Annotated in this window: 20 protein-coding genes; 10 read left to right on the top strand and 10 right to left on the bottom strand. The window is 70.5% G+C overall.

What is annotated here, in order from left to right; translation table 11 throughout:
- Nucleotides 1–57 precede the first annotated feature (57 nt).
- Entirely contained in the window at nt 58–990 is a 933-nt protein-coding gene (locus IMZ11_RS00635; RefSeq protein WP_228636747.1) for a hypothetical protein, read from the top strand.
- Between the two features lie 190 nt (nt 991–1,180).
- On the opposite strand, the gene IMZ11_RS00630 is transcribed toward IMZ11_RS00635, so the two are convergent.
- The 6 genes from IMZ11_RS00630 to IMZ11_RS00605 all read right to left on the bottom strand — a co-directional run bounded on the left by IMZ11_RS00630 (nt 1,181) and on the right by IMZ11_RS00605 (nt 7,505).
- On the bottom strand, nt 1,181–1,525 hold the full coding sequence (locus tag IMZ11_RS00630; protein WP_061254926.1) for a hypothetical protein: 345 nt from the start codon (nt 1,523–1,525) through the stop codon (nt 1,181–1,183).
- Between the two features lie 24 nt (nt 1,526–1,549).
- The gene (locus IMZ11_RS00625) at nt 1,550–2,227 is read right to left on the bottom strand and encodes a uracil-DNA glycosylase (protein WP_228636746.1); all 678 of its coding nucleotides are present in this window, start codon (nt 2,225–2,227) and stop codon (nt 1,550–1,552) included.
- 386 nt (nt 2,228–2,613) lie between these two features.
- Nucleotides 2,614–3,501 carry a carbohydrate ABC transporter permease gene (locus tag IMZ11_RS00620; RefSeq protein ID WP_228636745.1) on the bottom strand — a complete coding sequence of 296 codons (888 nt, stop codon included), beginning with the start codon at nt 3,499–3,501 and terminating at the stop codon, nt 2,614–2,616.
- Nucleotides 3,498–4,898: an ABC transporter permease subunit gene (locus tag IMZ11_RS00615; RefSeq protein WP_228636744.1), complete on the bottom strand. Its 1,401-nt coding sequence runs from the start codon at nt 4,896–4,898 to the stop codon at nt 3,498–3,500. Before IMZ11_RS00615 ends, IMZ11_RS00620 begins: the two co-directional genes overlap by 4 nt.
- A gap of 12 nt (nt 4,899–4,910) precedes the next feature.
- Nucleotides 4,911–6,236, bottom strand: a complete 1,326-nt coding sequence (locus tag IMZ11_RS00610; protein ID WP_228636743.1) for an ABC transporter substrate-binding protein — start codon at nt 6,234–6,236, stop codon at nt 4,911–4,913.
- A gap of 3 nt (nt 6,237–6,239) precedes the next feature.
- The gene (locus IMZ11_RS00605) at nt 6,240–7,505 is read right to left on the bottom strand and encodes an ABC transporter substrate-binding protein (RefSeq protein ID WP_228636742.1); all 1,266 of its coding nucleotides are present in this window, start codon (nt 7,503–7,505) and stop codon (nt 6,240–6,242) included.
- 142 nt (nt 7,506–7,647) lie between these two features.
- Here IMZ11_RS00605 and IMZ11_RS00600 point away from each other — a divergent pair, with 142 nt between their 5' ends.
- The 3 genes from IMZ11_RS00600 to IMZ11_RS00590 are packed head-to-tail and all read left to right on the top strand — an operon-like array spanning nt 7,648 to nt 11,221.
- The gene (locus IMZ11_RS00600; RefSeq protein WP_228636741.1) at nt 7,648–8,154 is read left to right on the top strand and encodes a PadR family transcriptional regulator; all 507 of its coding nucleotides are present in this window, start codon (nt 7,648–7,650) and stop codon (nt 8,152–8,154) included.
- Between the two features lie 55 nt (nt 8,155–8,209).
- Nucleotides 8,210–8,956 (top strand): ABC transporter ATP-binding protein, encoded by a 747-nt coding sequence (locus IMZ11_RS00595; RefSeq protein WP_228636740.1) that lies wholly within the window; start codon nt 8,210–8,212, stop codon nt 8,954–8,956.
- 3 nt (nt 8,957–8,959) lie between these two features.
- Nucleotides 8,960–11,221, top strand: coding sequence for an FtsX-like permease family protein (locus IMZ11_RS00590; RefSeq protein WP_228636739.1), 2,262 nt, complete (start codon nt 8,960–8,962; stop codon nt 11,219–11,221).
- 36 nt (nt 11,222–11,257) lie between these two features.
- Here IMZ11_RS00590 and treS read toward each other — a convergent pair whose 3' ends face one another.
- Nucleotides 11,258–12,931 (bottom strand): maltose alpha-D-glucosyltransferase, encoded by a 1,674-nt coding sequence (treS, locus tag IMZ11_RS00585; RefSeq protein ID WP_228636738.1) that lies wholly within the window; start codon nt 12,929–12,931, stop codon nt 11,258–11,260.
- Nucleotides 12,932–13,411: 480 nt separating this feature from the next.
- A complete protein-coding gene (locus IMZ11_RS00580) occupies nt 13,412–15,178 on the bottom strand; it encodes an asparagine synthetase B family protein (RefSeq protein WP_228636737.1) in 1,767 nt (588 codons plus the stop codon).
- 248 nt (nt 15,179–15,426) lie between these two features.
- Between IMZ11_RS00580 and IMZ11_RS00575 the strand changes: the two genes are divergently transcribed.
- The 4 genes from IMZ11_RS00575 (at nt 15,427) to IMZ11_RS00560 (ending at nt 21,393) form a co-directional block, all read left to right on the top strand.
- Nucleotides 15,427–17,655: a hypothetical protein gene (locus IMZ11_RS00575; protein WP_228636736.1), complete on the top strand. Its 2,229-nt coding sequence runs from the start codon at nt 15,427–15,429 to the stop codon at nt 17,653–17,655.
- A 115-nt stretch (nt 17,656–17,770) separates the two neighbouring features.
- Nucleotides 17,771–18,445, top strand: coding sequence for a DALR anticodon-binding domain-containing protein (locus IMZ11_RS00570; RefSeq protein WP_228636735.1), 675 nt, complete (start codon nt 17,771–17,773; stop codon nt 18,443–18,445).
- Between the two features lie 270 nt (nt 18,446–18,715).
- Nucleotides 18,716–20,098, top strand: a complete 1,383-nt coding sequence (gene lysA, locus IMZ11_RS00565) for a diaminopimelate decarboxylase (RefSeq protein WP_228636734.1) — start codon at nt 18,716–18,718, stop codon at nt 20,096–20,098.
- 14 nt (nt 20,099–20,112) lie between these two features.
- Nucleotides 20,113–21,393 carry a homoserine dehydrogenase gene (locus IMZ11_RS00560; protein ID WP_374461900.1) on the top strand — a complete coding sequence of 427 codons (1,281 nt, stop codon included), beginning with the start codon at nt 20,113–20,115 and terminating at the stop codon, nt 21,391–21,393.
- Between the two features lie 69 nt (nt 21,394–21,462).
- Here the strand turns inward: IMZ11_RS00560 and IMZ11_RS00555 are convergent, their stop codons facing one another.
- Complete coding sequence (locus tag IMZ11_RS00555) at nt 21,463–23,028, bottom strand: glycosyltransferase family 39 protein (RefSeq protein ID WP_228636732.1); 1,566 nt, start codon at nt 23,026–23,028, stop codon at nt 21,463–21,465.
- A gap of 182 nt (nt 23,029–23,210) precedes the next feature.
- On the opposite strand from IMZ11_RS00555, the gene IMZ11_RS00550 reads away from it, so the two are divergent.
- Nucleotides 23,211–24,122: a polysaccharide deacetylase family protein gene (locus tag IMZ11_RS00550; protein WP_228636731.1), complete on the top strand. Its 912-nt coding sequence runs from the start codon at nt 23,211–23,213 to the stop codon at nt 24,120–24,122.
- On the opposite strand, the gene IMZ11_RS00545 is transcribed toward IMZ11_RS00550, so the two are convergent.
- Nucleotides 24,112–24,774, bottom strand: coding sequence for a TetR/AcrR family transcriptional regulator (locus tag IMZ11_RS00545; protein WP_228636730.1), 663 nt, complete (start codon nt 24,772–24,774; stop codon nt 24,112–24,114). The genes IMZ11_RS00550 and IMZ11_RS00545 overlap by 11 nt on opposite strands.
- 93 nt (nt 24,775–24,867) lie before the next feature.
- Between IMZ11_RS00545 and IMZ11_RS00540 the strand changes: the two genes are divergently transcribed.
- Nucleotides 24,868–26,418 carry an FAD-dependent monooxygenase gene (locus tag IMZ11_RS00540; protein WP_305075839.1) on the top strand — a complete coding sequence of 517 codons (1,551 nt, stop codon included), beginning with the start codon at nt 24,868–24,870 and terminating at the stop codon, nt 26,416–26,418.

The raw sequence follows: 26,418 nt of genomic DNA, 5'->3' as shown, positions 1-26,418 counted from the left end.
GGCGAGATGGTGAATAAGCCGGGGAACGTCGCATGTTGATCGTTCGTCTTGTCGAATATGACCTCCTTTGATGCTCTTGATGAAAAAATTCGTGAGGCCAAGGAGCGGGCTCGCCGCCGGGAGCGGCTGACCCGGCAGCGCATCACGCTCACTGGGCAGATGAGCGAGGTCGGGGTGCTTCTGGCCGAGCTGGAACAGCAGCTCGCCAAGGAAGATCGGGATGTCGTCAGGTTGGAGCAGGGTGGCTTCTTCGCTTCTCTCTTCGGCACGAAAGAGGATCGGCTCGTCAAAGAGCGCGCCGAGGCGGAAGCCGTACGGCAACGCGTCCACGGCCAGCGCACCCGGCTGGAGTGGCTGACCGCGGACCTCCGGTCGATCGACGCGAGTCTGGCCGAGGTGGCCACGGCCCCGGGCGAGCTCGGCACACTGCTCGCCCGCAAGGAGCGGATGCTCATCGAGTCCGATGACCCGCGAGGACGGGAGTTCGAGAGAGTCGCCGTCCGGCTCGCCGACGTCGATGCCGAACTGCGCGAATACGAAGAGGCGCGGCGGGCGGGCATGGCTGTGGGCCATGCCATCGCGAGGGTCCTGCGGTCTCTTGGCGGAGCGCGCGGAGCGTCCACCTGGGACGTGCTCGGCGGAGGGGCCATCGCCGACATGATCGAGCATGGTCAGCTCATGAGGGCGGACGAGGCGGCATGGGAGGCGCAGCGCGCGCTCGACGCGTTCTCTCGGGAACTGGCGGACATCGGTGTGGAGACGAGTCCCCAGCTTCCGCGGGTGGACACCCGCTGGTTCGCCGACATGATCTTCGACAATGTGATCGTCGATATTTACAAGCATCGGAAGATCATGAATACCGGCCGGGAGATCCAGCAGATGGCCCAATGGGCCGAAGGCACGGTCGACGAGATCACCGCCCGCTGCGGCGAGCTGGCGCGGGAGCGCGAGGCCCTGGCCGACCATCGGCAGCGCCTCCTCGAAGCCTGATCGCTCCGGTGTGAACGCGGCACCGCTCCATGAACCGGCGTCCCACGACCGCACCTCATGGTGGTCGGCGGCCGATGGCAGGGACCGTGAGGGACCACCGGAGAAACGCGGAAAATCGGAACGGGCCGCCTGTCGAGGACGGCCCGTCACGTTCACCGGTGGTCGGGGAGGTCCCTACCTGCCGGGGTTTTCAGTGCGCGTGGTCGTGATCGTCGTGGTCATGCTCATCCTCGTCCTCAAGGATGCCGTCCGACGGCTCGACGCCGAGCATCGCCTCGCGCGGCTCCACATCGCTGACGTGCTCGACCAGGCCGAGGACGTGATCGGGCTCGATCAGCCACTGGAGGGCCGCGGCGCCGGTGTCGTCCGCGTTGACCAGCTCGATCTGCTCCTGGCGCTCGTCATCGTCCAGCTCGGCGTCCGGATGGCGGATCTCCGCCAGGGCCGCCGCCTGCAACGCCTTCACATCCTGGACCTCGACGACAAGGTCGACCGTCAGACGGAGGTAGCGTCCGGTATCCGTTTCATCGCTCATGGTGGTTGATCCTAGTGGCTGAGGTCAGGGGAGCTTCCACTCGACAGGGGCGGCGCCCTGCTGTTCGAGGAGCTCGTTGGCGCGGCTGAACGGGCGGGAGCCGAAGAAGCCGCTGCGGGCCGACAGGGGACTCGGGTGTGCCGACTCGATGCACGGCACCTGCCCGAGCATGGGCCGCAGGTTCCGGGCGTCGCGGCCCCACAGGATGGCCACGAGCGGGCCGCCGCGCTCGACGAGTGCGGTGATGGCGCGTTCGGTGACCTGCTCCCAGCCCTTGCCCCGGTGCGAGGCGGGCTTGCCGGGCATCACGGTCAGCACCCTGTTGAGAAGCAGCACGCCCTGCTCGGTCCACGGCGTGAGGTCGCCGTTGCTCGGCTGCGGGTGGCCGAGGTCGGCCATGTACTCCTTGTAGATGTTCACCAGGCTGCCGGGCAGCGGGCGGACATCCGCGGCGACGGAGAAGCTCAGGCCGATCGGATGGCCGGGCGTCGGATAGGGGTCCTGGCCGACGATCAGCACCCGTACCTCGTCCAGAGGCTGCTGGAACGCGCGGAGCACGTTGGCCCCGGAGGGGAGATACTGCCGGTCTTCGGCAATTTCCTGCCGGAGGAAGTCGCCCATGGCGCTGATCCGCTCGGCGACCGGTTCGAGGGCCGTGGCCCATCCGGCTTCCATGACTTCGTTTAAGGGACGCCCTGACATGGTCGGGAAGCCTATCGGCTTTTCGGGATCAAGGCTGAAGTGTCGCGACAACGCAAAGCCGGCTCAGCCTCCTGCCCTCCCACGACGGGTGGGACCCGTGCCCCCCGGAGCTCGTGTCTGCTCGCGCTGGTGTCTGCTCGCGCTGGTGTCTGCTCGCGCTGGTGTCTGCTCGCGCTGGCGTCGATTCGCGCCCATGGCTCCTGAGTCACCCCTGTCGACCCAGTCATCCATGCCTTCGCGGTTCGTGTCAGCACGTGGGTGTTCTCACGCGTTCGTGTCCGCACGCGGTGGTCCACGCATGTGTCGTCGTGCGGCGGACCCGGACGCGTGCCCTCCCCCGAGAGGCACGCGTCCGGGCTCCGTAGGCCGTCCGGACCGACTGGTCGCTACTTCACCGACCCCGCGAGCAGGCCCTGGACGAAGTACCGCTGGAAGGCGAAGAAGAGCACCAGCGGGATGATCAGCGACAGGAAGGCCCCGGGAGCGAGGATGTCGACGTTGGTGCCGAACTGCCGCATCTGAGACTGTAGGGCCTTGGTCATCGGCTGGTTCGCGGTGTCGGCGAAAACCAGGGCCACCAGCAGGTCGTTCCACACCCACAGGAACTGGAAGATCCCGAGGGACGCGATCGCGGGCTTGGCCAGCGGGAACACCACGGTCGCGAAGATCCGCCATTCCGGCGCGCCGTCCATCCGCGCCGCCTCCAGCAGTTCCCGGGGGATGCCCACGAAGAAGTTGCGGAGCAGGAAGATCGCGAACGGCAGGCCGAACGCCACGTGGAACAGCACCACGCCGGCGATCGAGCCGAAGATGTCCAGCGCCCCGTACATCTTGGCGATGGGGATCAGGGCGATCTGGATCGGCACCACCAGCAGGGCGATGACCAGGAGGAACACGGCGTCCCTGCCGGGGAACTCGATCCAGGCGAACGCGTACGCCGCCATGGCCGCGATCCCGATCACCAGCAGCGTCGCGGGCACGGTGATCATCACGGTGTTCCAGAACGACGACGTGAACCCGGACGCCAGCAGGTTGCCGTAGTTCTCGAACGTGATCTGGGCGGGCTTGGTGAAGAGGGTCCACCAGCCGGTGGAGTTGTTCTCCTTCTCGCCGCGAAGCGAGACCACCAGCAGCCCGAGCGTGGGGACCAGCCAGAACATCGCGATGAGGATCAGGACGACCTGGACCAGGCCGCCGCCGATCCGGTCGACGACGCGCCCGATCAGGCCGCGCTCGATCGCGCGCGCGTGCCTCGGCTCGGTCAGGGTTGTCATCGCTCGTCCCTCCTGAACCGCCGGATGTTGAAGATCATGAACGGCAGCACCAGGACCAGCAGGAAGATGGCCAGGGCGCTACCCATGCCCTGGTTGCCGCCGCCGCCGAACGACACGCGCCACATCTCCAGCGCGATCACGTTCGCCTGCGGTTGCACCGAGCCCGGCGCGATGATGAACACCAGGTCGAACACCTTCAACACGTTGATGACCATCGTGACGAAGACGACGAGCAGGACCGGCGCGAGCAGCGGCACGGTGATCCGCCGGAACACCTGCCATTCGGTGGCCCCGTCGATGCGGGCCGCCTCCAGCGCGTCACGCGGGATCGCCGAGAGCCCGGCCGCGATCAGCACCATCGCGAATCCCGCCCACACCCAGATGTACGCGCCGATGATCGCCGGCGTGATCAGGGTGGGGCCGAGCCAGCTCAGGCCGTTGAACGGCGCCTCGAAGTTCGACTGCGGGAGCCGTATGTCGTAGGAACCGGACGCCAGCCCGGAGAAGTAGAAGGTGCCGTCGGCGGAGGTCTCGGTGGTGGCCTTGACCTGTCCGTTCGCGACCGCCTCCACCGTGATCCCGGCCAGGCCCTTCTCGACGCCGTCGATCTGGTTGACCGTGCCGCCGCCTCCGCGTACGACGTCGAGCCAGACCGTGCCGCTGAGACCGCCGGAGCCGGCGGCCTTGGCGGGCGCCGCGCCGGCGACGGCGTCCTGGTTGAGGCCGACGAGCGGGATCAGCACCTGCTGGCCGGGCTGGGCCGGCTGCCTCGTCACGACGTCGCCGTCCTTCACCACCACGGGCGACTGGTCGTTCTCGCGCGGCCGGGCGCCGGGATAGCCCTGGCTGCTGCTGAAGGTGTCGTGCACCGTGGTGATCACGGCGTTGGCCACGCCCTTGTCGGGGTCCTGCTCGTAGACGAGCCGGAAGATGACGCCGGCGGCGAGCAGCGAGACCGCCATCGGCATGAACAGGACGAGCTTGAACGCGGTCGCCCAGCGGATGCGCTCGGTCAGCACCGCGAAGATCAGGCCGAGCACGGTCACGATCAGCGGGGCCACGACGACCCAGATGATGTTGTTCCTGATCGTGGTGAGCGTGCTCGCGTCGGTGAAGATCGCGGCGTAGTTCTCCAGGCCGACGAATCGGTCCCCTGCCGCGTCGTACAGGCTGCGCAGGATCGAGTAGACGATGGGGTAGATCACCCAGGCTGCCAGCAGCACGAGCGCCGGAAGCAGGAAGAGCACCGCCATCTTGGGGGACGGACCCAGCCGCATCGCCGCCTTGCCGGCGGTCGGTGGCCGCGTCGTCTGGGGTTCGGTCTCTGTCGGGCCGGGGGAGGCCCCGGCGGCGAGGTCGCCGCCGGGAGCCTGCTGGCCGTCCAACCGTTCGGTCACGGCCTTTTCCCCTTACTTCGTGTAGGCCTTGGCGGCGTCCGCTTCCAGCTTCTCCTGGATGCCCTTGATGTCCTTGGGGTCCCGCAGGAAGTCCTGCAGGTGCTTCCACTCGCCCTTGCCGTCGGTGCCGCCGAAGGCGCTGGGCGCGAGGTCGGACATGTCGTACCGGACCGCCTCACCCGCGGAGATGATCGTCTGCGCGAGCTTCTTGGTCAGCTCGGTCGGGTAGTTGTCCGGCGAGACGTTGCGGTTGGGCGACAGGTAGCCGGGCTCCTTCGCCCAGACCTCGCCGCCCTCCTTGGAGGCGAGGAACTCCAGCAGCGCCTGCGCGCCCTTGGAGTCCTTCATCACGACACCGACGTCGCCGCCGAGCACGACCGGCTCGGTGTCCCCGGCCTTCGGGAACGGCATGATCTTCGCCTCCTCGCCGACCTTGGCGCCCGACTGGCCGACCGAGGCGGCGACGAAGTCGGCCTCGATGACCATCGCGGCCTTCTTCTGGCCGTACACCTGGGTGACGCAGGTCGGGAAGTCGGTCTGCAGCGCGCCGGACGAGCCGCCGAGCATGAAGTCCTTCTTGCCGAAGATCTGGGCAATCTTCTCCAGCGCGGTGGTGACCGACGGGTCCGTCCACGGGATCTCGTGCTTGGCCAGCTTGTCGTAGTTCTCCGGGCCGGCCGACGACAGGTAGACGTTCTCGAACAGGTCGGTGAGCGTCCAGCCGGAGGCGGCGCACAGCGCGAACGGCGCGGTGCCGGAGTCGGCCAGGGTCTGCGCGGTCTTGCCGATCAGGTCGTCCCAGCTCGCGGCCTCCTGGGCGCCCGCGTCGTCGAAGGCCCCCTGGCGGTACCAGATCAGGGACTTGTGCGCCGCCTTCACGAGCACGCCGTACACCTGGCCGCTCGCGGAGCCGAGCTCCTTCCAGTACGGCGTGTAGTTCTGGTCGATCTGCGCCAGAACCTCCGAGGACAGCGGCTTGAGCGCGTTCTGGTCGGCGTACTGCTGCACGAGGCCGGGCTGCGGCAGGATCGCGACGTCCGGCGGGTTGCCGCCCTGGATGCGCGGGCCGAGGTAGGCGCCGGTGTCCTCACCCGTGGAGGCGTAGGTGACCTTGGCGCCCGTCTTCTCCTCGAACGCCCTGAGGACCTTCTCGAAGCTGGCCTGCTCGTCGCCGGTCCACTTCGCGGCGATCTCGATGGCGACACCGGCGAGGGGCTTGGCCGCCGCCGCCGTGGCGGAGGCGCTGCCGTCGGCGGCGGGTGTGTCGGACGCGGAGTTGCTGCTGCACGCGGCCGCAGCGAGGGCGAGGACGGCGAGCACCGGGGGGAGTTTCCGCATTGTCTATCCTCCAGTCTGGATGACCTCGCCGAGCTGCTGTTTCAGCTCGGTGACGGTCTCATCGACGGGTTTGCCGAGGTTGAGCGCACTGGAAACGGCGCTGGAGATGACCAGGCTGACCTGGTTGTAGTTCGCGGTGACCGGACGTGGCCGCGCGGAGAGGATCGCCTCCTTGAGCGCGGGCAGGTACGGGAACCGCTTGATCAGTTCCGGATCGTCGTAGAGGTCGGCCCACACCGGGGGGAAGGACCCCTCGGTGAGGACGAGCCGCTCGTTGTCCGGTCCGGTGAAGTAGCGGATGAAGTCGAGTGCGGACTTCTGCCGCTTCGAATATGCGCTGATGGCGAGGTTCTGCCCGCCCAGCGTGCTGGACCCCGGGCCGTTCAGGCCGGGTAGCCGGGTCACCTGGAACTTGCCGGCCACCGCGGAGTGGGTGGCCGGGCCGTACGCGTGCGGCCAGTTGCGGGCGAACAGCAGCTCGCCCTCCTGGAAGGCGAGCCGGGACTCCTCCTCCTTGTAGGCGAGCGCCTCCTGGGGGATCCAGCCCTCCTTGATGCCGCCGACCAGGAAACCGAGCGCGGTCCGGGTGGTGTCGGGGTTCATGGTCACGGTCCGCGCGTCCGGCCCGAGGATCGTGCCGCCGGCCGAGTGGACCGCCTCCGCGAAGTTCACGGTCAGCCCCTCGTATGGGAGGAACTGGCCCGCGTATCCGCCTATGTCGTATTTCTTGCCTAGGCGAAGTGCCTGATCGCGGAGCTCCGCCCAGGTCGTGGGCGGCTTGAGGTGCTCCTTCTTGAGGATGTCGGACCGGTAGTAGAGAAGCCCGGCGTTGCTCGTGTACGGCACGGCCCACAGCCGATCCCGGTAGACCGCGGTGTCCACGACCGGAGGCAGCAGCTTGTTCAGGGGGAACAGGTTGCGGTCCAGCGGGACGATCCAGCCGGCGTCGGCGAACTCCGCCGTCCAGACCACGTCCAACCCGAGCACGTCGTAGCGGTCGCTGTGCGCCTGCAGGTTGGCCACCATCTGGGCGCGCTGCTCGTCGGCCGCCTCCGGCAGTTCGAGCAGCGTCACCCGTTCGGCGGGGTGGGTCTGGTTCCATCGGTCGAGCAACGGGCGAAGGTACGCCGTCGTGTCCCGTCCGATGACGAGCGTGATGGGGCCGGTGCCGCCGGTCCCGCTGCCCGGCTCCTCACCGGGATCGCCGCCGAACCCTGAGCAACCTGCCAGGAGCAGGGTGGCCAGGAGCAGGCAGCCTCGGCGGAACACGACGTGACCTCCACATTAAGTCCGAGTTACATACGTGTTAGGTAGGTGCATGCATGTTATGCATAGCGATAATGTGGGCGTCAACGGGTGTACCCAGTCCGCTCGATAACGTTCCGGTCACTACGCTCTGGGAGGTGTGCGCGTGCGGCTGCCGCTGCTGGCGCTCCTCGCGAAGGAACCTGCCCATGGCTACGAACTGAAGCACGCTCTCGAGAAGACGTTCGGGAGCGCGTATCCGTCGCCCAACATCGGACAGATCTACGTCACGCTCGGACGTCTGGAGAAGGACGGCTACGTCCGCGCCGTGGACGTCGAGCAGTCGAACCGGCCGAACAAGAAGGTCTACTACCTCACGGCCACCGGCCGTGAGGCACTCGAGAACTGGGTCGACGAGCCCACGGAGGGGCCGCGGGTCCGGGACGAGTTCTTCATGAAGCTCGTGCTCGCCCCGCTGACCGGGATCGCCGACCGGATGGCGCTGGTGAACCGCCAGCGCCGCCACTATCTCTCCCTGATGAGAGATCTCAACGAACTCGCCGAGCAAACCGATCAGGGGAATCGGGTGGCTCTGCTGCTGATCGAGGGCGCCATGCTCCATCTGCAGGCGGACCTCGACTGGTTGGAACGCTGCCAGGAGGAACTTCCCTGATGCCCCCCACACCCCCCGAACCCCGCCACGCACCGGCGTCCGAGAGGGGCCGGTCGTGACCGACGCCCCCGCGATCAAAGCGATCAACCTCGTGAAGATCTACCAGTCGGGGGGAGTGCCGGTTCCGGCCGTACGCGGGATCGACATGCGGGTCGAGAGCGGCGAGTTCGTGGCCATCATGGGCCCGTCGGGCTCGGGCAAGTCGACCCTCGTCCACATGCTCGGCGGGCTCGACGTCCGTACGAGCGGGGAGATCTGGATCGACGGCACCCGCGCCGACACGCTGTCGGAGAGCGGATGGGCCCTGCTCAGGCGGCAGAAGGTCGGCTTCGTCTTCCAGTTCTTCAACCTGGTCGCCAACATGACCGTGGCCGACAACGTGGAACTGCCCGCGCTGCTGGGCGGGGTGTCGCCCCGGCAGGCTCGGGAGCGGCGTGAATACCTGCTCGGTGAACTGGGGCTCACCGAGCGTGCCGCCGCCGCTCCCGCACAGCTCTCAGGAGGCGAGCAGCAGCGGGTCGCGCTGGCCCGCGCGCTGGCCAACCAGCCCCGGCTGCTCCTCGCCGACGAGCCGACCGGCAACCTGGACAGCCGCAACACCAAGGACGTGCTCCGCCTGCTGTCCGACGTGCACAGGAAGGGCCAGACGATCGTCCTCGTCACGCACGACGCGCGGGTGGCCAGCATGGCCGACCGGGTCGTCAGCCTCCTCGACGGCCAGATCGTCGACGACGGAGCCCTGCCCAAGACGCGTCGCCGCCCGTTGGGCACGGTCGGCGACGTCGTCGAGCTGCGGGGCTGATCCGTGCGGGCCGAGCTGCGATGGATCCGCGCCGACCTGCGGGCCCGCCGGGGGCAGGCGTTGCTCACGATCCTCACGGTCGCCGGGATCGTCACCGCGCTCGTCACCGCGGCCACCCTGCTCGAAGACGGCACGAACCCCTGGCGCGGCCTGTTCACCCGGGGGCACGGCGCGCACATCTGGATCCACACCAAGGACACCCCCGACGTCGTCTCCCTGCAAGGGCTCGACGGCGTCGCGGACATCGCCGGGCCGTACCGCAGCGCGCCGGCGACCCTGACCGGCCACGGCCGAAAGGTGCCCATCGCGCTGCAGGAGACCCCCGCCGCGTTCCAGGCCGTCGCGCGCCCGCTGCTGCGTGAGGGGCGCTGGCTCGACGTACGCGACCCGGACGCGGTCGTGGTCGAGCGGTCGTTCGCGCGGGCGCTCGGGCTGCGGCCGGGCAGCCCGTTCCCGGTCACCGGCCTGAACGGCGCCTCCCACACGCTGATCGTGGCCGGCGTGGCGGAGAGCGGCGACCAGGGCTTCTATCCCGACTGGGCCCCCGGGCTGGTCTGGACCCTGGCGGGGACGCTCAACGTGGTCGAGCCGGCGTCCGGCCGTACGGAGACGGTGATCGGGCTGCGGCTCGCCGACCCCGACGACACCGACCTCGTGGTGCAGCGGGCCGTGACCGCGCTCGACAACCAGGTGCAGCGCGTGTCCACGTGGCGCGAGGTCCGGGCCTCCATGGAGCTCGACAACCGGCTGCTCGGCCTGCTGCTCGCCCTGTTCGGCGTGGCGGGACTGGTCGCCGCGGCCCTCGCCCTGGCCAACGCCACCGGCGGCCGCGTGCTCGGCCAGGTGCGCGACATCGCCACCCTCAAGTCGCTCGGGTTCACCCGGGGCCAGGTGACCCGCACGCTGGTCGCGGAGCACGGCGTCCTGGGCGTGTTCGGGATCGTGGTCGGGCTGGTCGCCGGCCGCCTGATCACCGCGTACGCGCTGCCGGACACCGTGGTCGTCCCGCTGTCGTCCGGGCCGTTCGCGGCGATCGCCCTCGGCACCGGTCTGGTGGTGCTGGGCTCGGTCTGGCTGCCCGCCTGGCGGGGCGGGCGGACGCCGCCGATCCCCGCCACGCCCGCCGCGCCTCCGCGCGGTCACCTGTCCCGCCTGGCCAGGGTCGCCCTGCTCGTACGGCTGCCGCCCGCGCTGGTGCTCGGCGCGCGTGACGCGTTCACCCGCAGGGCGCACGCGCTGCTCACGGTGTCGGGGGTGGCCATCCCGATGATGATGATCTCCATCGGGCTCGGCTCATGGGCGACGCTCGACGAGTTCATCCGCCATCCGGAGCGGGTCGGCCAGGCGGCGGCGTTGACCGTACGCCCGGGCGACCTGAGCGCGGACGAGGCGCGCGGGCGGGCCGCGGCCGACCCGGACGTGGCGGCGTTGTATCCCGGCGCCGAGCTGGACGCGCTCGTGCCGTGGCAGACCAGGACGGTACGCACCCGCGCGCTCGGCCTGTCGGCCGATCCCTATCCGTTCCCCGTCGTGGAGGGCCGGATCTTCCGGGACCGGGGCGAGGCGGTGGCCGGGCAGGGGCTGCTCGACCTCCTCGGCGTGCACGTCGGCGACCGGGTACGGATGACGATCGGCGGCACCCCGCTGATCGTCAGGATCGTCGGCAGGGTCGTGGAGCCCGAGCAGGACGGCGAGGTGCTGTCGTTCGGTCTCGACAGCCTGGCGGCCAAGGACGCGGAGCCGCCGCAGTTCTACAGCCTCGTGCTGCGGCCGGGGGCCGACCCCGCGGAGGTGCGGGACCGGCTCCATGACAGGGCGCTGGAGGTCGCCCAGGCGGTGAACCCGGCCGACCGGCTGTCGATCATCCGGCTGATCATCGTCGCGCTGGTCGTCGTGCTCGCCCTGATCGGCCTGGCGAACCTGCTGACCGCGAGCGCGCTCGGCCTGCGCGACCACGCGCCGGACCTGGCGGTGCTCAAGGCGATGGGGCTCACCCCGCGCCAGGTCATGGCGACGCTGGTGACCGGCACAGGTCTGCTGGCCGTCTCCGGGGTGGTCATCGGCACCGTCGCGGGGGCGTCCCTGTCGACGGCCCTGATCGACCTGGAGGGCCGGGAGAGCGGGGTCGGGGCGGGGATCGGCCGCGCCCCCACCCCGGGGATGCTCGTCGCCTCCGTGCTGGTCGCGGTAGGCGCGTCACTTCTCGTCACGCTGATCCCGGCACGCCGGGCGGCACGCGCCCGGGTGCCGCACAGCGCCCGCTGACCGCAGGCGGTCCGGCGGGCGCCGTGCCGGGGCCGCTCAGGGGCGGATCGAGAACCAGTAGAAGCCGTGACCCGGGAGGGTCAGCAGGTACGGCAGTTCGCCGATGACGGGGAACGGGACGCCGCCCCGGCATTCGACCGGGGTCATCCCGGTGAACCTGCGCAGGTCGAGCTCGACCGGCTGGGGATGCTTGGACAGGTTGTTGACACACAACATCCGGTCGTCGCCCTCCTCGCGGAGGAAGGCCAGCACGCTGGGGTTCGGCGACCACAGCTCGATGTACTCGCCGGTGCCGAACACCGGGTGCTCCCGCCTGATCTGCAGCATGCGGCGGGTGAAGTGGAGCAGCGACGACTCACTCTTCAGCTGGGCCTCGACGTTGACCGACTGGTACCCGTAGATCGGGTCCATCACGACGGGGAGGTACAGCCGGCCGGGGTCGGCCTGGGAGAACCCGGCGTTGCGGTCCGGGCTCCACTGCATCGGTGTGCGGACCGAGTCGCGGTCCTCCAGCCAGATGTTGTCGCCCATGCCGATCTCGTCGCCGTAGTACATGACCGGCGAGCCCGGCATGCTGAGCAGCAGCGCGGTGAACAGCTCGATCTGGTCCCTGTCGTTCTCCAGGAGCGGGGCCAGGCGGCGCCGGATGCCGAGGTAGGCCCGCATCCGCGGGTCCTTGGCGTACTCGGCGTGCATGTAGTCGCGCTCCTCCTCGGTGACCGTCTCGAGCGTCAGCTCGTCGTGGTTGCGGAGGAAGATGCCCCACTGGGCGCTCTCCGGGAGCTTCGGCGTGCGCGACATGATCTCCGAGATGGGCTCCCGGTTCTCCCTGCGCACGGCCATGAAGATGCGCGGCATGAGCGGGAAGTGGAAGGCCATGTGGCACTCGTCGCCCCCGGCCGTGGGGTCGCCGAAGTATTCGACCACGTCCTCCGGCCAGCCGTTCGCCTCGGCCAGCAGCACCCGGTCGGGGTAGAGCCGGTCCACCTCGGCGCGTACCCGCCTGAGGTACTCGTGTGTCTCGGGCAGCCCGGAGCAGGAGGTGCCCTCTCTTTCGAAGAGGTACGGCACGGCGTCCAGCCGGAACCCGTCGACGCCGAGGTCGAGCCAGAAGCGCAGGACCTCCAGCATGGCCTCCTGCACGTCCGGGTTGTCGTAGTTGAGGTCCGGCTGGTGGTGGAAGAACCGGTGCCAGTAGTACTGCCCGCGGACCGGGTCGTAGGTCCAGTTGGACTCCTCGGCGCCGATGAAGATGATCGGGGCGTCGGGATACTGTGTCGGGTCGTCCGTCCAGACGTAGAAGTCGCCGAACGGCCCCTCCGGGTCGTGCCGGGACGCCTGGAACCACGGATGCTTGTCGCTGGTGTGGTTCATGACCAGGTCCGTGATGACACGAAGGCCGCGTTCGTGGGCCGCCTCGATCATCTGGATGAAGTCGCTGAGGTCACCGAACTCCGGAAGGATCTTCAGGTAGTCGGAGATGTCGTATCCGCCGTCGCGCAGCGGCGACTCGTACAACGGCAGCAGCCACAGGCAGTCGATGCCCAGCCACTTGAGGTAGTCCATCTTCTCGATGAGCCCGCGCAGGTCGCCGGTGCCATCGCCGTTCGAGTCCTTGAAACCGCGTACCAGCACCTCGTAGAAGACCGCCCGCTTGTACCAGTGGGGGTCCTGGGAGGTGAAGTCGTCAGCGATCTCAGAAGTCGGCATGAGATCGCCATGACGCGCGATCTCAGAAGTCGGCATGAGATCGCGCGCGATCTCGGAAGTCGGCATGAGGGTGCCATGACTGGAGGTCCCGCGAGCGGGCACGGGGGCGCCGTCGCTCGCGGTCTCGGCAGTCGGCTCTGAAGCCGGGATGAGGTTGCTGGGCGCCGTGATCTCCGAGGTGAGATCGCCGGCAGCCTCGGAAACGGATTCCGGGCATGGCGAAGCAGCGTTCATCTGGTCTCGCTTGATGAGGGAAGGGGTGGGGTGGCCTGGTCACACTCCGCAGCTGTATGCCAGCTCATGCCATATACATAACAAGAAACTACCACCCACCCGGCTCTGACAAGGAGTCGTTACTCGGTCCTGACAAGTGCTTTTCGCCTGTTGCCGCGCGGTCGCGCACAGCTACCTCACCGTCGCCGATCCGACTTGTGCGGAGCGGGGACGGTCATGCCGGGTGATCGGGCCCGAGCGCCTGCCTCAGCCCCGCGGGGACCACGGGGGAGTGAGATCGCCGAGGACGTCCTCGTAGTCGCTCAGCCACGCCCCGAACAACACCAGGCCGCGCAGCCAGAACCGCGAGTTCCACGAGCCGAACGACGCCAGCGCGTCGGGCCCCTGGGAGACGACCTCCAGCATCTGGGGCGACATCAGGCCGGGGACGGTCGCGGCCCGCAGCAGCATGCGGTGGTTCCACTCGCGGGCGACCGGGCCGTTCGAACGCAGCGGCACCCGGCGGTGGGGGAGCGCGCCGTTCGTGGACGGCAGCGCCGCCACCTTGGGATCGGCCGCCTTCAGGATCTCCCGGTAGAACCTGCCGCCCTCCTTGCGGGTCACCGGCACCGAGAGCGCCGCGTCGAAGAACTCCGGGTGCAGGAACGGGAACACCGGCGTGGCCTCGGGACCCACCAGGTTGACCGGCGAACGGGCGATGCCCCGGGCGGTGCGCGTGTGCAGCACGCTCAGCGGCAACTCGGAGCGGTGGCCGTGCAGCATCGACGTCGCCCGCGCGAAGGCCGTACGGACCCGGTCGTCCATCCAGGCCAGGGCGGACTCGCCGAGCACGGGCAGGTGCGGCTCGCCGGTCGCCAGCGCGGCCAGGAGCGCCTCGCGGCGGGAGGCGCCGGTCCCGGCGTCCACGGCGTCGGCGGTGATGAGGAAGTTCTTCATCAGCGGTCCGCCGGCCAGGCCGTCCACCACGGGCCTCCCCGCACGGTGGACCTCGCGGGCGAACGGGGAGTACCAGGCGTGGTGGCTGGTGAGGTACTCCAGCCGTCGCGCCGCCCACAGTGCCTCTTCCGGGTATTTTTCCGGATATTGCGGGACGATCCGGTGCGGAAGGCCCAGCTCGCGGGTGATGTACCGGGCGAAGTCGATGTCGTTGTCCAGCCCGTCGTCCGGACTGGTCGTCCACGATTCGACGTCCATCTTCCTGGCCACCGCGATGCTGGCCAGGAGCCGCGAGTCGTACCCGCCGCTCACCGGCACCAGGACGCTGTCGTACGGCTTCAACGCGTCGTGCAGCAGCGCGACCAGGTCGCCGCCCGTCACGCCCCGGTCGAACGGCTCCTCGCGCACCCAGCGCGGGGCCGCCCGGTCCACGCGCGCCCGCCGGTCCTTCCGGGACCAGATCAGCGCGGAGGAGCCGGGCAACCGCTTGATCTGCCGGTACGGAGTGTCCTCCAGCAGTGGATAGGTCAGCTTCAGGATCGCGGCCCAGGCGTCCCAGTTCACCTCGTACGGCGTGCGCGCCAGGGCCAGCAGGGGCTCGATGAGACCCGCGAAGTAGATCGCGTCCCCGTCGGTCAGGTAGTAGACGTCGTCCAGGCCGAACGCCCCGGTGTGCAGGGTCACGTCGTCCGGCTCGTCGATGAGGCCGGGCGTCTCGTAGGTCTCGGCGACGGTCAGCCAGCCAGGACGCGCACCCGTCCCGGACGGCGCGCCCGCGAACGCCCCCCGCCCGCCCCAGGCGAAGGCCGCCGGGCCGGACACGCCCGCGACCGCGCGTTCCCGGCCGCCTCCGAGGCCGTCTCCCGCGCCGTCCCGAGGGCCGTCTCCCGCCGTGGTCCGCGGGCCGTACGGCGTGATGGGAGCCGAGCTGAGGAGTGCCGCCTCCTGGGCGCGGTGCACGACGCGGACGCCGGGGCCGGAGCGGGCGAGCACGTCCAGCCTGGCCGGGTCGAAGGGCCCGATGGCACCACACACGTACGGCCTGGCCTGGTATCGCGGCCACTCACCTTTGCGCACCGGTTCGCCCTCCTTCTACCTCGACCGGAGAGTCTACGGATCCGCGCCCCCAACAGACGACGCGCGAAACCCGCGACGCCGCCACCCGTCACGCGGGCCCGGCGATCTCCGCACTGAGCGGGTGGATCACCGGATGCGCCGGGGCGAGCGGCGCCGGCGGTTTCGGTGCGCTTCGAGGAGCGGAGATCGATCTGGGTGATCTGCGAATATTGTGGCTTGCGCCTTTTCGGACTACCGCGGAGTGACCCATGAGCGAGACGAGCGACCTCGAGAGCGTCAAGCGCGCGTTGGCGCAGGCCGTCGAGGAGGCCGCCGGGGCGGCGGAGCTGGCCCGGCTGCTCACCGACTACCAGCGGCGGCTCGACGAGGCGGCGCGCTCGGAGGCCGAGGCTCTGACGCGGATGCGGGAGGCGGAGGTCCGGGCGAGGACGGCCGAACGGCAGAACACCCAGCTCGCCAAGCACCTGGCCGAGCAGCGCTACCAGACCGAGGTCGCCAACTGGAAGCTCGTGTCGGTGCAGGACAGCCGCTGGCTCAAGCTGGGGGACGCGCTGCACACCAAGAATCCCGGCACGGTCGCCAAGACCCTGAAGGAGCCGGTGAAGAAGCGGCCCGCGCCCAAGCGCTCGGACTTCAAGCCGGAGCTTCCCGAGGTCTCCGAGGCCCCGGCGACCGCCGCCGTGCCCGATCCGAACGCGCCGCGGGTCTCCGCTCCCATGGCCGAGGGCTTCGAGGTGCCCAAGGGGCCGCTGGCCAGGCCGTACCTCACCGTCGCCGCGATCGTGGACCGGCAGACCGAGGCGCTGCTGCGCTACGAGTGGCGGCAGGTGACGAACTTCGGCCCGGAGAACTGGGCCGCGATGCTCGACCAGCACCAGCCGCACCTGCTCTTCGTCGAGTCCGTACGGCCCGGCCCCCGGCAGGGCAACGGCGGCCGCTGGCTGGAGGCCCTGGCCGGAGAGTCGCGGGCGCTGCGGGATCTCGTGGAGGCCTGTCGCAAGCGCGGCGTCAAGACCGTCTTCTGGCACTCCGGCGGCCCCATCTCGCGCGCGGTCCCGGCGGCGGAGCACTTCGAGTACGTCCTGACGACGACCGAGGCCCGTGCCCGGGAATGGAAGGCCGCCCTGCGCCACGACAGGGTCGGCATCCTGCCGCTTGCCGTCCAGCCGCGTGTGCACAATCCGATCCCGGCCGTCGGCGGCCGTACGTCCGAGGTCTTCACGCTGGGCGCGGTGGCCCTCCCCGCGCCCGCGCGGCCGGCCGAGGCGCCCGACGCGGACGCGGCCCAGGTTCCGGCGGGCGCCGCTCAGACTCCGGCGGGGGCCGGTGCCGCCCCCGCCGGAGGCCCTCCGCAGCCGCAGGGCGCGGAGTCCTTCCACGGCGGGCGCGCCTGGCAGCCGCTGCCCGGCCAGGACGACGACAAGACGTCCTATGACGACGTCCTGACCGCGTATCGCCGGGCCGGGCTGGTCGTCGCCGTGGCCGACGCGGACGCGCGCGCCATCGCCGAGATCGCCGCCTGCGCCACGCCCGTGCTCCGGCTGGCCGCGGGCGTCAAACCGGAGGTGACGGTCGCGCAGGCGGAGGCGCTGCTCGCGGACGCCGGGGGTCTCGACCGCGAAGCCCATCTCGGCTGGCGCAGGACCGTTCCCGTCACCCCGCTGCTCGACCCGGTGTTCGACGTGGTCGGGTTGCCGAACGTCCGCAACAGCGGCACCGTCTCCGTCATCGCGGCCGTGTACGGCGAGGCCGAGCTGGAGCATCTCCTGGACCAGGTCGCACGCCAGGCCCACGTACCCGGGCAGCTCGTCATCGTCGCCGAGGGCGTGGACGCCGGACTGGTCGAGAAGAGCGCCCGCCAGATCCTCACGCCGCTCAGGACCGCCGTATCGGTCGCCTCCGGCGCCGGAGGCGCGGGCGGGGTCACCGGCGACACCGCGAACCCGGCCGACGGCCCGGCTCTCCCGCAGGGCGTTCTGCAGGATCTCGTCATCCGGGTCGCGGACGTCCCGATGACGCGCGGTGCGGCGCTCGACCGGGCGCTGCGGCTCGCCGAGGGCGACTACGTCGCCGTCGTCGACCCCCGGGACGTGTACGGCCAGCACTACCTGTCCGACCTCGTCCGCTACTTCGGCTCGACCGACGCCGAGATCGTCGGGAAGGCGTCGTTCTACGCGCACCTGCCCGAGTCGGGGGCCACGCTCCTCCGCCAGCCGGGCGCGGAGCACAGGTTCCTGCCCGAGGTCGGCGGAGGGACGCTGCTCGGCCGCCGCCAGGTGCTCGCCGACCTGGGTTTCGCCGACGTCTCCGACGAATGGGACGAGGTGCTCATGCGGCAGTGCCGCGCCGACGGGGTGCGGGTGTACTCCGGTGACCGGTACTCCTACGTCTGCGTACGCGAGTCCGCGGTCGGCCGCCTGCTCGGCTCCGCCCGGCTCCAGGGCTACTTCCCCCCGGAGCCCGTCGCCCTGATCTGACCACCCGCTGCCCCCACGCGGGCGCGGGTCAGGTTGACGGGGGCTCGGGGGCCGTGAGCAACGGCATTCCAGCGGATGCTCCATCGGACGCTCCCCGGCGGCCTACGCTGCGGAGGTGACCCCTGACCAGCTTGCCGGACTGATCGGCGCGCCGCCCGTCCCCCTGGGCTCGTGGGCGCGGGAGGCGGTGTACGGCTCGCCGGTCGCGTTCCGGACCGCGTCCGGACGGCCGCCGCGCGAGGTCGCCGAGGAGATCGCGGTACGGCTTCGCGGACACGGCGGCGTCGAGGAGGTCAGGGTCCGGCCGGACGGCTTCCTGCTGATCACGGTCGGCTGTCCGGGTGAGGTCGTCCGCGAGATCGTGCGGAAGGGGCCGCCCGAGATCCGGGAGCGTGCCGCTCTCGCCCCGGACTTCCCCCGTACGTGGGACAACCCCGGCTTCGTCGTCCGGTACGCGCACGCGCGGGCGGCGGCCGTACAGCGGTGGGCGCGTGGCCTCGGCGTCCCGGAGGAGGGGTTCCGGCCCGAGCTGCTGGACGATCCGCACGATCGGGCGGTGCTCCGGCTGCTCGCCGAGCTCCCGACGCGCGCGGCCGGTCGCGACCCGGCCTGGGAGTCGTACGCCGGGCAGCTCGCGCTCGCCTATCACGACGCCCATGAGCACGCCCCGGCCGTTCCCGTGGGAGATCGGCCGGTGACCGGCGTCCACACCGCCAGACTCTGGCTGGCGACGGCGGTGCGGACCGTTCTCGTCGCGGTGCTCACCCCCGAGTTGCCCGAGCGGTTGTGACGGTGTCGGGCCCCGGCTCGCCCGCCCTTCCTCGGTGACGTACCGGACGGATGATCGCCGTCGCGGCCGCGGCCGGGGCTGAGGCGGTCGGGAAGCTCGCGGGGGGAGGGAGGGCGCTCCCGAGCCGCGGAAAAGGAGGTCCGTCATCTTCGAGGCTTTCCAACGAATTTTTCGTTGGAACGATGGAATTTCCGCATTTCATATAGTCGCGTGTCTCGCCAGTTGGTCATCCGTCTCGCTGTGCCGGTGGGGTCGGATAGCCTCGTTCGGGTGAGCCGATTCGCCCATTCCGCCGGTGACGGGCATGCCGAAGCGCTGCCCGAGGAACGTCCACCGTACGTTCCCGCTGACCTGAACCTTCTCGACCCGGCGATCTGGACGCGAACGTCCGGCCGGATCGACGGCGCGATCACGATCGGCGGCGTGGACGTGCGCGATCTCGCGGCGCAGTACGGCACGCCGCTCTACGTCGTCGACGAGGAGGACTTCCGGTCCCGCTGTCGCGACTTCCGCGCGGCGTTCCACGACGGCGAGGTCCACTACGCGGGCAAGGCGTTCCTGTGCAAGGAGGTCGCCCGCTGGATCCAGCAGGAGGACCTCGGCCTCGACGTGTGCAGCGCCGGTGAGCTCGCGGTCGCGCTCAGCGTGGGCTTCCCCCCCGAGCGCATCACCATGCACGGCAACAACAAGTCGCTCGCCGAGCTGGAGCGGGCCGTCGAGGTCGGCGTCGGTCACATCGTCGTCGACTCGTACGAGGAGATCGCCCGCCTCGGGTTCCTCGCGGACAAGTACGGCACCCGGCCCAAGGTCATGATCCGTGTCACCGTGGGCGTCGAGGCCCACACGCACGAGTTCATCGCCACCGCGCACGACGACCAGAAGTTCGGCCTGTCGCTGAGCAGCGGCGCGGCCGCCGAGGCCGTCCGCCGCATCCTGGCGCTGCCCCAGCTCGAACTGGTCGGCCTGCACTCCCACATCGGGTCGCAGATCACCGACACGGCCGGGTTCGAGGTCGCGGCGCGCCGCCTCGCCGCCCTGCTCGTCGAGATCAAGGAGGAGCACGGCGTCGTCCTCCCCGAGCTCGACCTCGGCGGCGGCTACGGCATCCCGTACGTGCACGGCGACGACGTCCTGGACGTAAAGATCATCGCGGACGGCCTGCGCGACATCGTGGTGAAGGTGTGCGAGTCGGCCGGTCTGCCCGTGCCCCGGCTGACCGTCGAGCCGGGCCGGTCCATCGCCGGGCTCGCCGGAGTCACGCTCTACGAGGTCGGCACGGTCAAGGACGTGGAGAGCCTGCGCAGCTACGTCAGCGTCGACGGCGGCATCAGCGACAACATCCGCACCGCCCTGTACGGCGCCGACTACACGGCCGTCCTCGCCTCGCGTGAGAGCGACGCGGAGCCGAGGCTCTCCCGCCTCGTCGGCAAGCACTGCGAGAGCGGTGACATCCTCGTGCGCGATCTGTGGTTCCCCGCCGACCTCACACCCGGCGACCTCGTCGCCGTGGCGGGGACCGGGGCCTACTGCCGTTCGCTCGCCAATAACTACAACTACCTGCCCAAGCCGGCCGTGGTGGCGGTGTCCCACGGCCAGTCGCGCGTCATCGTGCGCCGGGAGACCGAGGACGACCTCCTGAGGGGACAACTGTGACTAAACCTCTGAAAATCGCGTTGCTCGGCTGCGGGGTCGTCGGCTCGCAGGTCGTCCGGCTCCTCCGCGAGCAGGAGAGCGACCTCGCCGCCCGCGTGGGCGCTCCGCTGGAGCTCGTCGGCGTGGCGGTGCGCAAGCCGGGCCGTAAGCGGGACGCCGAGATCGACCCGGCCCTCCTCACCACCGACGCCGAGAGCCTGGTGACCCGCGACGACGTGGACATCGTCGTCGAGGTGATCGGCGGCATCGAGCCGGCCAGGTCACTGATCCTCGCGGCGATGGCCTCGGGCAAGTCCGTGGTCACCGCCAACAAGGCGCTGCTCGCCGAGGACGGCGCGACCATCCACCGCGCCGCCCGCGAGAACGGCGCCGACCTGTACTTCGAGGCCAGCGTCGCGGGCGCCATCCCGCTGCTGCGCCCGCTCCGTGAGTCGATGGCCGGTGACCGGGTGCAGCGGGTACTCGGCATCGTCAACGGCACCACCAACTACATCCTCGACAAGATGGACTCCAGCGGCGCCTCGTTCACCGACGCTCTGGAGGAGGCCCAGGCGCTCGGCTACGCCGAGGCCGACCCGACCGCCGACGTCGAGGGCTTCGACGCGGCGGCCAAGGCGGCGATCCTCGCGGGGATCGCCTTCCACAGCCGGGTGACCGCGGCCGACGTGCACCGCGAGGGCATCACCGAGATCACCGCCGCCGACGTCGCCTCGGCCAAGGCCATGGGCTACGTCATCAAGCTGCTCGCCATCTGCGCGCGCTCCGACGACGGCCGTTCCGTGGGCGTCCGCGTCCACCCCGCGATGATCCCGAGGTCGCACCCCCTCGCCGGGGTCCGCGAGGCGTACAACGCGGTGTTCGTGGAGGCCGAGTCGGCCGGCCGCCTGATGTTCTACGGCGCCGGCGCCGGTGGCGCTCCCACCGCCTCGGCGGTGCTCGGCGACATCGTCGCGGTGGCGCGCAACCGCGTCGCGAACACCCGGGGTCCCGAGGAGTCCACCTACGCCGACCTGCGGGTCCACCCGATGGGCGAGAGCGTCACCCGCTGCCACGTCTCCCTGGACGTGGCGGACAAGCCGGGCGTCCTGGCCAGGGTGGCCGACATCTTCGCCAAGCACGACGTGTCCATCCAGACCGTCCGCCAGGAGGGCAGGGGCGACGACGCCCAGCTCGTCCTCGTGACGCACCGCGCCAGCGACGCCGCTCTCTCGGCCACGATCGAGAGCCTGCGCGAGATGGACATCGTCCGCGCGGTGGCCGGTGTGATGCGCGTCGAAGGAGACGAGACGCCGTAGCGGCGCCACCGCCCGGGCCGCAGGCCGGGGGCGGGTCGCTCCAGGACGAACGCGGCGCGACCGGTGGCGTCACCCCGCCGTTCCGCCCGGCTTGCTCTCGCCCCCGGTCGTACGGTCCCGGACCCAGACGTGGAAACCGCCGGGTCCGTGGACCGGGCGGAACGGGATCACGCCCAGCGACCGATAGCGAGGGCTCGCCTCCACGGCGGCTCTGATCACGTCGGCCGTCCCGGGGGTGGCCGTCCAGCTCAGGACGATCACGTCGTAGCGGCCGTCGCGGATCGCCGCCCGGTATCCCTCGTCCCCGCTCAGGACGTTTCCCCGACGGTCCTGGTAGCGCACGTAGTAGGTCGATGTCCACTGGCGCGGTTCGGCGCGGTCGAGGAAGTAGTAGATGGGGACCTCGCTCACCTCGACCAGATAGCGTCCGTCCGGTCGCACCCGGTGATCGAGCGCCGCGATGAGCGCCGACGAGTTCTGCCAGGTCAGGAAGAACCGCGCGGAGTGGGCGACACCGAGCGCCAGCACGCATGCCCAGGCGGCGACCGCCACCACCCACCCTCGGCGTAGCGACCGTACGGCCCCCGCGACGGCCAGGCCGGCGAGCGGGGCGGCGAACAGCAGGCCATACCCGACGTGCTTGTGCAGGGACACGCCGGTTCGCAGGTACATGTGATACGCGGGTGCGAGCAGCGCCGTACAGCAGAGCGTGACGCCCATGAGCACGAGGGCGGCTCGGGGCGCACGGTCGATCCACAGTGCCGCCCCGGGGGGCTCGAAGGCTCCGGGGGTTTTTGTGGCGCCAGGGAAGTTCCCGGCGCGTACTGCGAGGAGCACCGCGCCGGCGCACGCCAGGAGGAACAGGGCGCCGCCCCACTGGGTCGCCTTCCACAGCAGCGCGAGCTGGTCGGCGCCGCCCCTGGGGCGGGCCGTCGTGGTGCGGCCGAGCGCCTGGAAGAGCCCGCCCGCGTAGAGCAGCCCCAACAGGATCGGTGCCGTCGCCACGGCTTGCAGCAGGGCGCGGCCGACCGCCCGCCTCCACAGCACGTACGGCGCCGCCGCCAGCGCGGACAGGACGCAGATCGTCGGAATGTAGAGTGCGGCGGCGTACTTGACGGCGCTCGCCAGGGCGAGGATCGGCGCGGCGGCGAGGGTGGCGACCGTCCGCGTGGCGGCGGCGCGGACGACCGTCAGCGCGGCGAGCGCCAGCAGGAACAGCGCGGCGGCGTCGTGGGTCGCGAGGTCGCCCAGGAAGATCGCCGGACCGGTCGCCGCGAAAAGCGCGGCGGCGCCGATCCCCGCTCCGGCGCCGAACAGCCGGGCCGTGGTCGCGTACAGCAGCGTGGTCGTCCCCAGCAGGAAGGCGAGGCTGAGCGCCCGAGCGCCGGCGAGGCCGAACACCGTGTCGACCGCCCCCGCCAGCACGGGGTAGAGCCAGGGAGAGCCGGAGAAGTAGTTCTCGAACCCGAGGTTCGCGGGCGGGCCGCCGAAGAGGTCCCTGAGTTGCATATGGCCCGCGTAGAGATAGAGCGCCTCGTCCTGGAACGCGGTGTTGCGCAGGCGCAGCGACAGGAGGGCCTGGAGCGTGAGGATCGCCGCCAACGGCCATCCAGCCCTCCGGAAATGCTCCCTCATGCCCGCTTAAGGTACTAGGTCGTGATTGGTGGATCTTCTTGGCCTGCAGTGGTCGCCACGGCAAAGATCCGCAGGGGGCGCTGTGGATCGCACTTCATGCCATATTTCCGATATATCTGGTCATGCTGGTGCACCCGTGGAGCGCCAGGACCGGAACGCCGACGCGGTGAGGACGTGAGATCGTGCGAAGGACACTCTGGGTTCCGGTCGTGGTCTCCACCCTCGGCACGCTGGTGTTCCAGGGGCAGTCCGCCCACGCTGCGACCACTCCCGCCGCCGCCCTCGCCACCCGGCCCGCCACCACACCGCCCGCCATCACACCGCCCGCCGCCGCGCGCCTGACGAAGCCCAAGCCGAAATCCACGGTGAAGCCCACGACGGTCGTCGCCCTCACGTTCGACGACGGTGACCGCAGCCACGCGATGGCCGCGCGGTTGCTGGAGAGGTACGGGCTTCGCGGCACGTTCTACGTCAACAGCGGCGACCTCGGGAAGAAGGGCAAGCTCACCCGCGCCCAGCTGGCCGCGATCGCCAAGGCCGGCCACGAGATCGGCGGGCACACCGTGAACCACGAGCGGCTGACCGACCTCGGCCCGGACGAGCAGGCGGCGACGATCTGCTCCGACCGGCGCGCCCTGCTCGGGATGGGCTACCGGGTGCGGACCTTCGCCTACCCGTACGGCGCGGTGGACGCGAGCGCCCGGCAGGCCGCCAGGGACTGCGGCTACAACGCCGCGCGGACGATCGGCGGCATCGCCACGAAGCCCTGCGGCGGCTGCGTCGTGGCCGAGCCAGCCCGTCCCGAGAGGGTCTACGAGATCCGTACGCCGGGATCGGTGCACGACGACACGAGCCTCGCGGAGATGAAGCGGTATGTGATCCGTGCCGAACAGAACGGCGGCGGGTTGCTCCCGCTCGCCTTCCACATGGTGTGCGCGAAGGGATGCGGCTCCTATTCAGTCCGCACGAAGGTGCTCGACCAGTTCCTCGGCTGGCTGGCCACGCGCGAGCGCCGAGGCACCGCGGTGCGCACGATCGCGGACGTGACGGGCGGCAAGGTGCGCCCGGTGCCCGCCGAAAGCGTCACCCCGTAGTGCCCGCCGTCGCCACCAGCCCGTGGATCAGCGTGTCCAGGGCCTGCTCGAAGTCCGCCGCCGGGTCCACGCCGCCTTCCGTCGTCCAGTGCAGCAGCCTGCTGAAGTGCGGCAGTCGCGCCGGGTCGAGCCGGCGGATGTAGATCCCGACCTGTTCCTCGCCCGCGTGCATCCCAGGGGCGCCGGTGAACCCGCCCGTCGACAGCAGCAGCGCGCCGAACACCAGACCGTTCACCGCCCCGAGCGCCCGCCAGGCGCCGAGCTCGTCGAAACCCGCCTCGAACAGCGCCCCCACCAGGCCGTCCAGCGCTCCCATCACCTGAGGTGAGGTGGGATTGGACCGGTCGGTGGCCAGTGCCAGCGGCACCACCGGATGGCGGCTGAAGACCCGGTACATGTTCAGCGCCGCCGTACGCACCCGCTCCGGCCACGGCAGCGCCGGATCCGGCGGCTCCACCTGCTCGAACACGCGCCCCACGATGCCGTCGATGAGATCCGCCTTGTTCGAGACGTGGTTGTAGAGCGACATCGCCTCGACGCCGAGCGTCTTCGCCAGGCGTCGCATGGACAGGGCTTCCAGGCCCTCCCCGTCGGCCAGCGCAAGAGCGGCGTCGAGAACCTTCTCCCTGTTCAACGGCTCGCGCCGTGCCATCCAGCCCTCCCTTCCTCGTTGGTCGTTTGACAAAGCTTACAGTGTATGTGTTCTACTTACGATGTACACATACGCCGTAAGTAAGGAGTCGGGATGACCGACGTGATCATCGTGGGCGGCGGGCCCGTGGGCCTGCTACTGGCCTGCGAGCTGACGCTGTCCGGGGCCGACGTGCTGGTCCTGGAGGCTGCCTCGGGCGCAGAACGCAGAACGCGCAGCCTCGGCCTTCGCTCGCTCAACGCGCGCACCGTGCAATCGCTGGCCCTGCGCGGCCTGACCGGCCCGTTGGCCGAGGCGCAGCAGGCGATGTTCGACGAGCTGAGCGAGGGTCGCGAGCACGGCGACGACATGACAGCCCCTCCGCCCGCCCAGGTCGACGTCGTCGCCCTCATGGTCGAGGTGGTCCAGAAGGGCATGATCAAGGGGCATTTCAGCGGGCTGCCGCTGCTGGAGCCCGGCGGGGGCGCCGAATACCTCATGCTCAAGCAGCACCAGCTCGAAAGTGTGCTGGCCGCGCGGGCCGCCGAGCTGGGGGTCACGGTCCGCCAGGGCTGCCAGGTGACGGACGTGACGCAAGACGAGACGGGCGTCGCCGCCACGCTTGCCGACGGGCGGGTGGTTCGCGGGGCATACCTGGTCGGGTGTGATGGCGGGCGGAGCGTGGTGCGCAAGCGGTCCGGGTTCGCCTTCTCCGGCACGCCCGCGACCATGACCGGGCGGACCGCAGTGGCCGAGCTGGCCGACGTCGGCGCGATCACTTCGTCGTTGCGCGGCCCCGGCGGGTTGGTGAACCTGTCGATGGTGCCGGGTGAGATCGCCACCATCGAGTTCGACGGCGGGCCGGGCGAGCGAGACGCGCCGATGACGGCCGAGGAGCTGCAGGAGAGCCTGCGGCGCGTGACCGGCAGGGACGTGGTCGTCACCCGGCTGGAGACCGGGATCCGCTACAGCGACAACACCCGGCACACCGACACCTACCGGAAGGGGAGGATCCTGCTGGCGGGAGACGCGGCGCACGTCCACTCGCCCATCGGTGGGCAAGGGCTCAATCTCGGCCTGCAGGACGCGGTCAACCTGGGATGGAAACTCGGGCTGGTGACGCGGGGGCTGGCTCCCGAGAGCTTCCTCGACACCTACACCGCCGAGCGGCACCCAGTGGCCGCCCGGGTGCTGCGCAATACACGGGCACAGGTGGCGCTCATGCGGCCGGGGGCACAGGTGGACGCTCTGCGGGAGGTGCTGACGGAGGTGCTGGAGCTGCCGGACGCCAGGCGGTACTTCTCGGCGATGGTCGAGGGCACGGGCGTGGACTACGCCCCCGAAGCCGCCGATTCCCTGGTCGGCCGCTTCTTTCCGCCGCTGGGGGAAGTCATGCCGGTGGAGCCGCCGGGAGGGCGGGCGGTCGTCGCCGCGTGTCCGGCGGGCGGGCTTTTGGCGGACGGCCGAGGGCTGGTCGTCGGGCCGTCCGGTGAGGGCCGGCCCGGCGAGATCGCAGCGGGGCATCGGGACCGAGTGAGGGTGGCCTCCGAGGCGGCGCCGGGCGCGGACATCCTGCTGGTGCGACCCGACGGGTACGTGGCCTGGGAGGGCGGGCGCGACGGCCTCAGCGAGGCGCTGGCCACCTGGTTCGGCCCCGCGAGGTGA

The organism is Microtetraspora sp. AC03309, assembly GCF_020826795.1.
GTDB lineage: Bacteria > Actinomycetota > Actinomycetes > Streptosporangiales > Streptosporangiaceae > Microtetraspora > Microtetraspora glauca.
The sequence above is the reverse complement of the archived record's forward strand: the minus strand, read 5'-3'. Positions and strand labels throughout refer to the sequence as shown.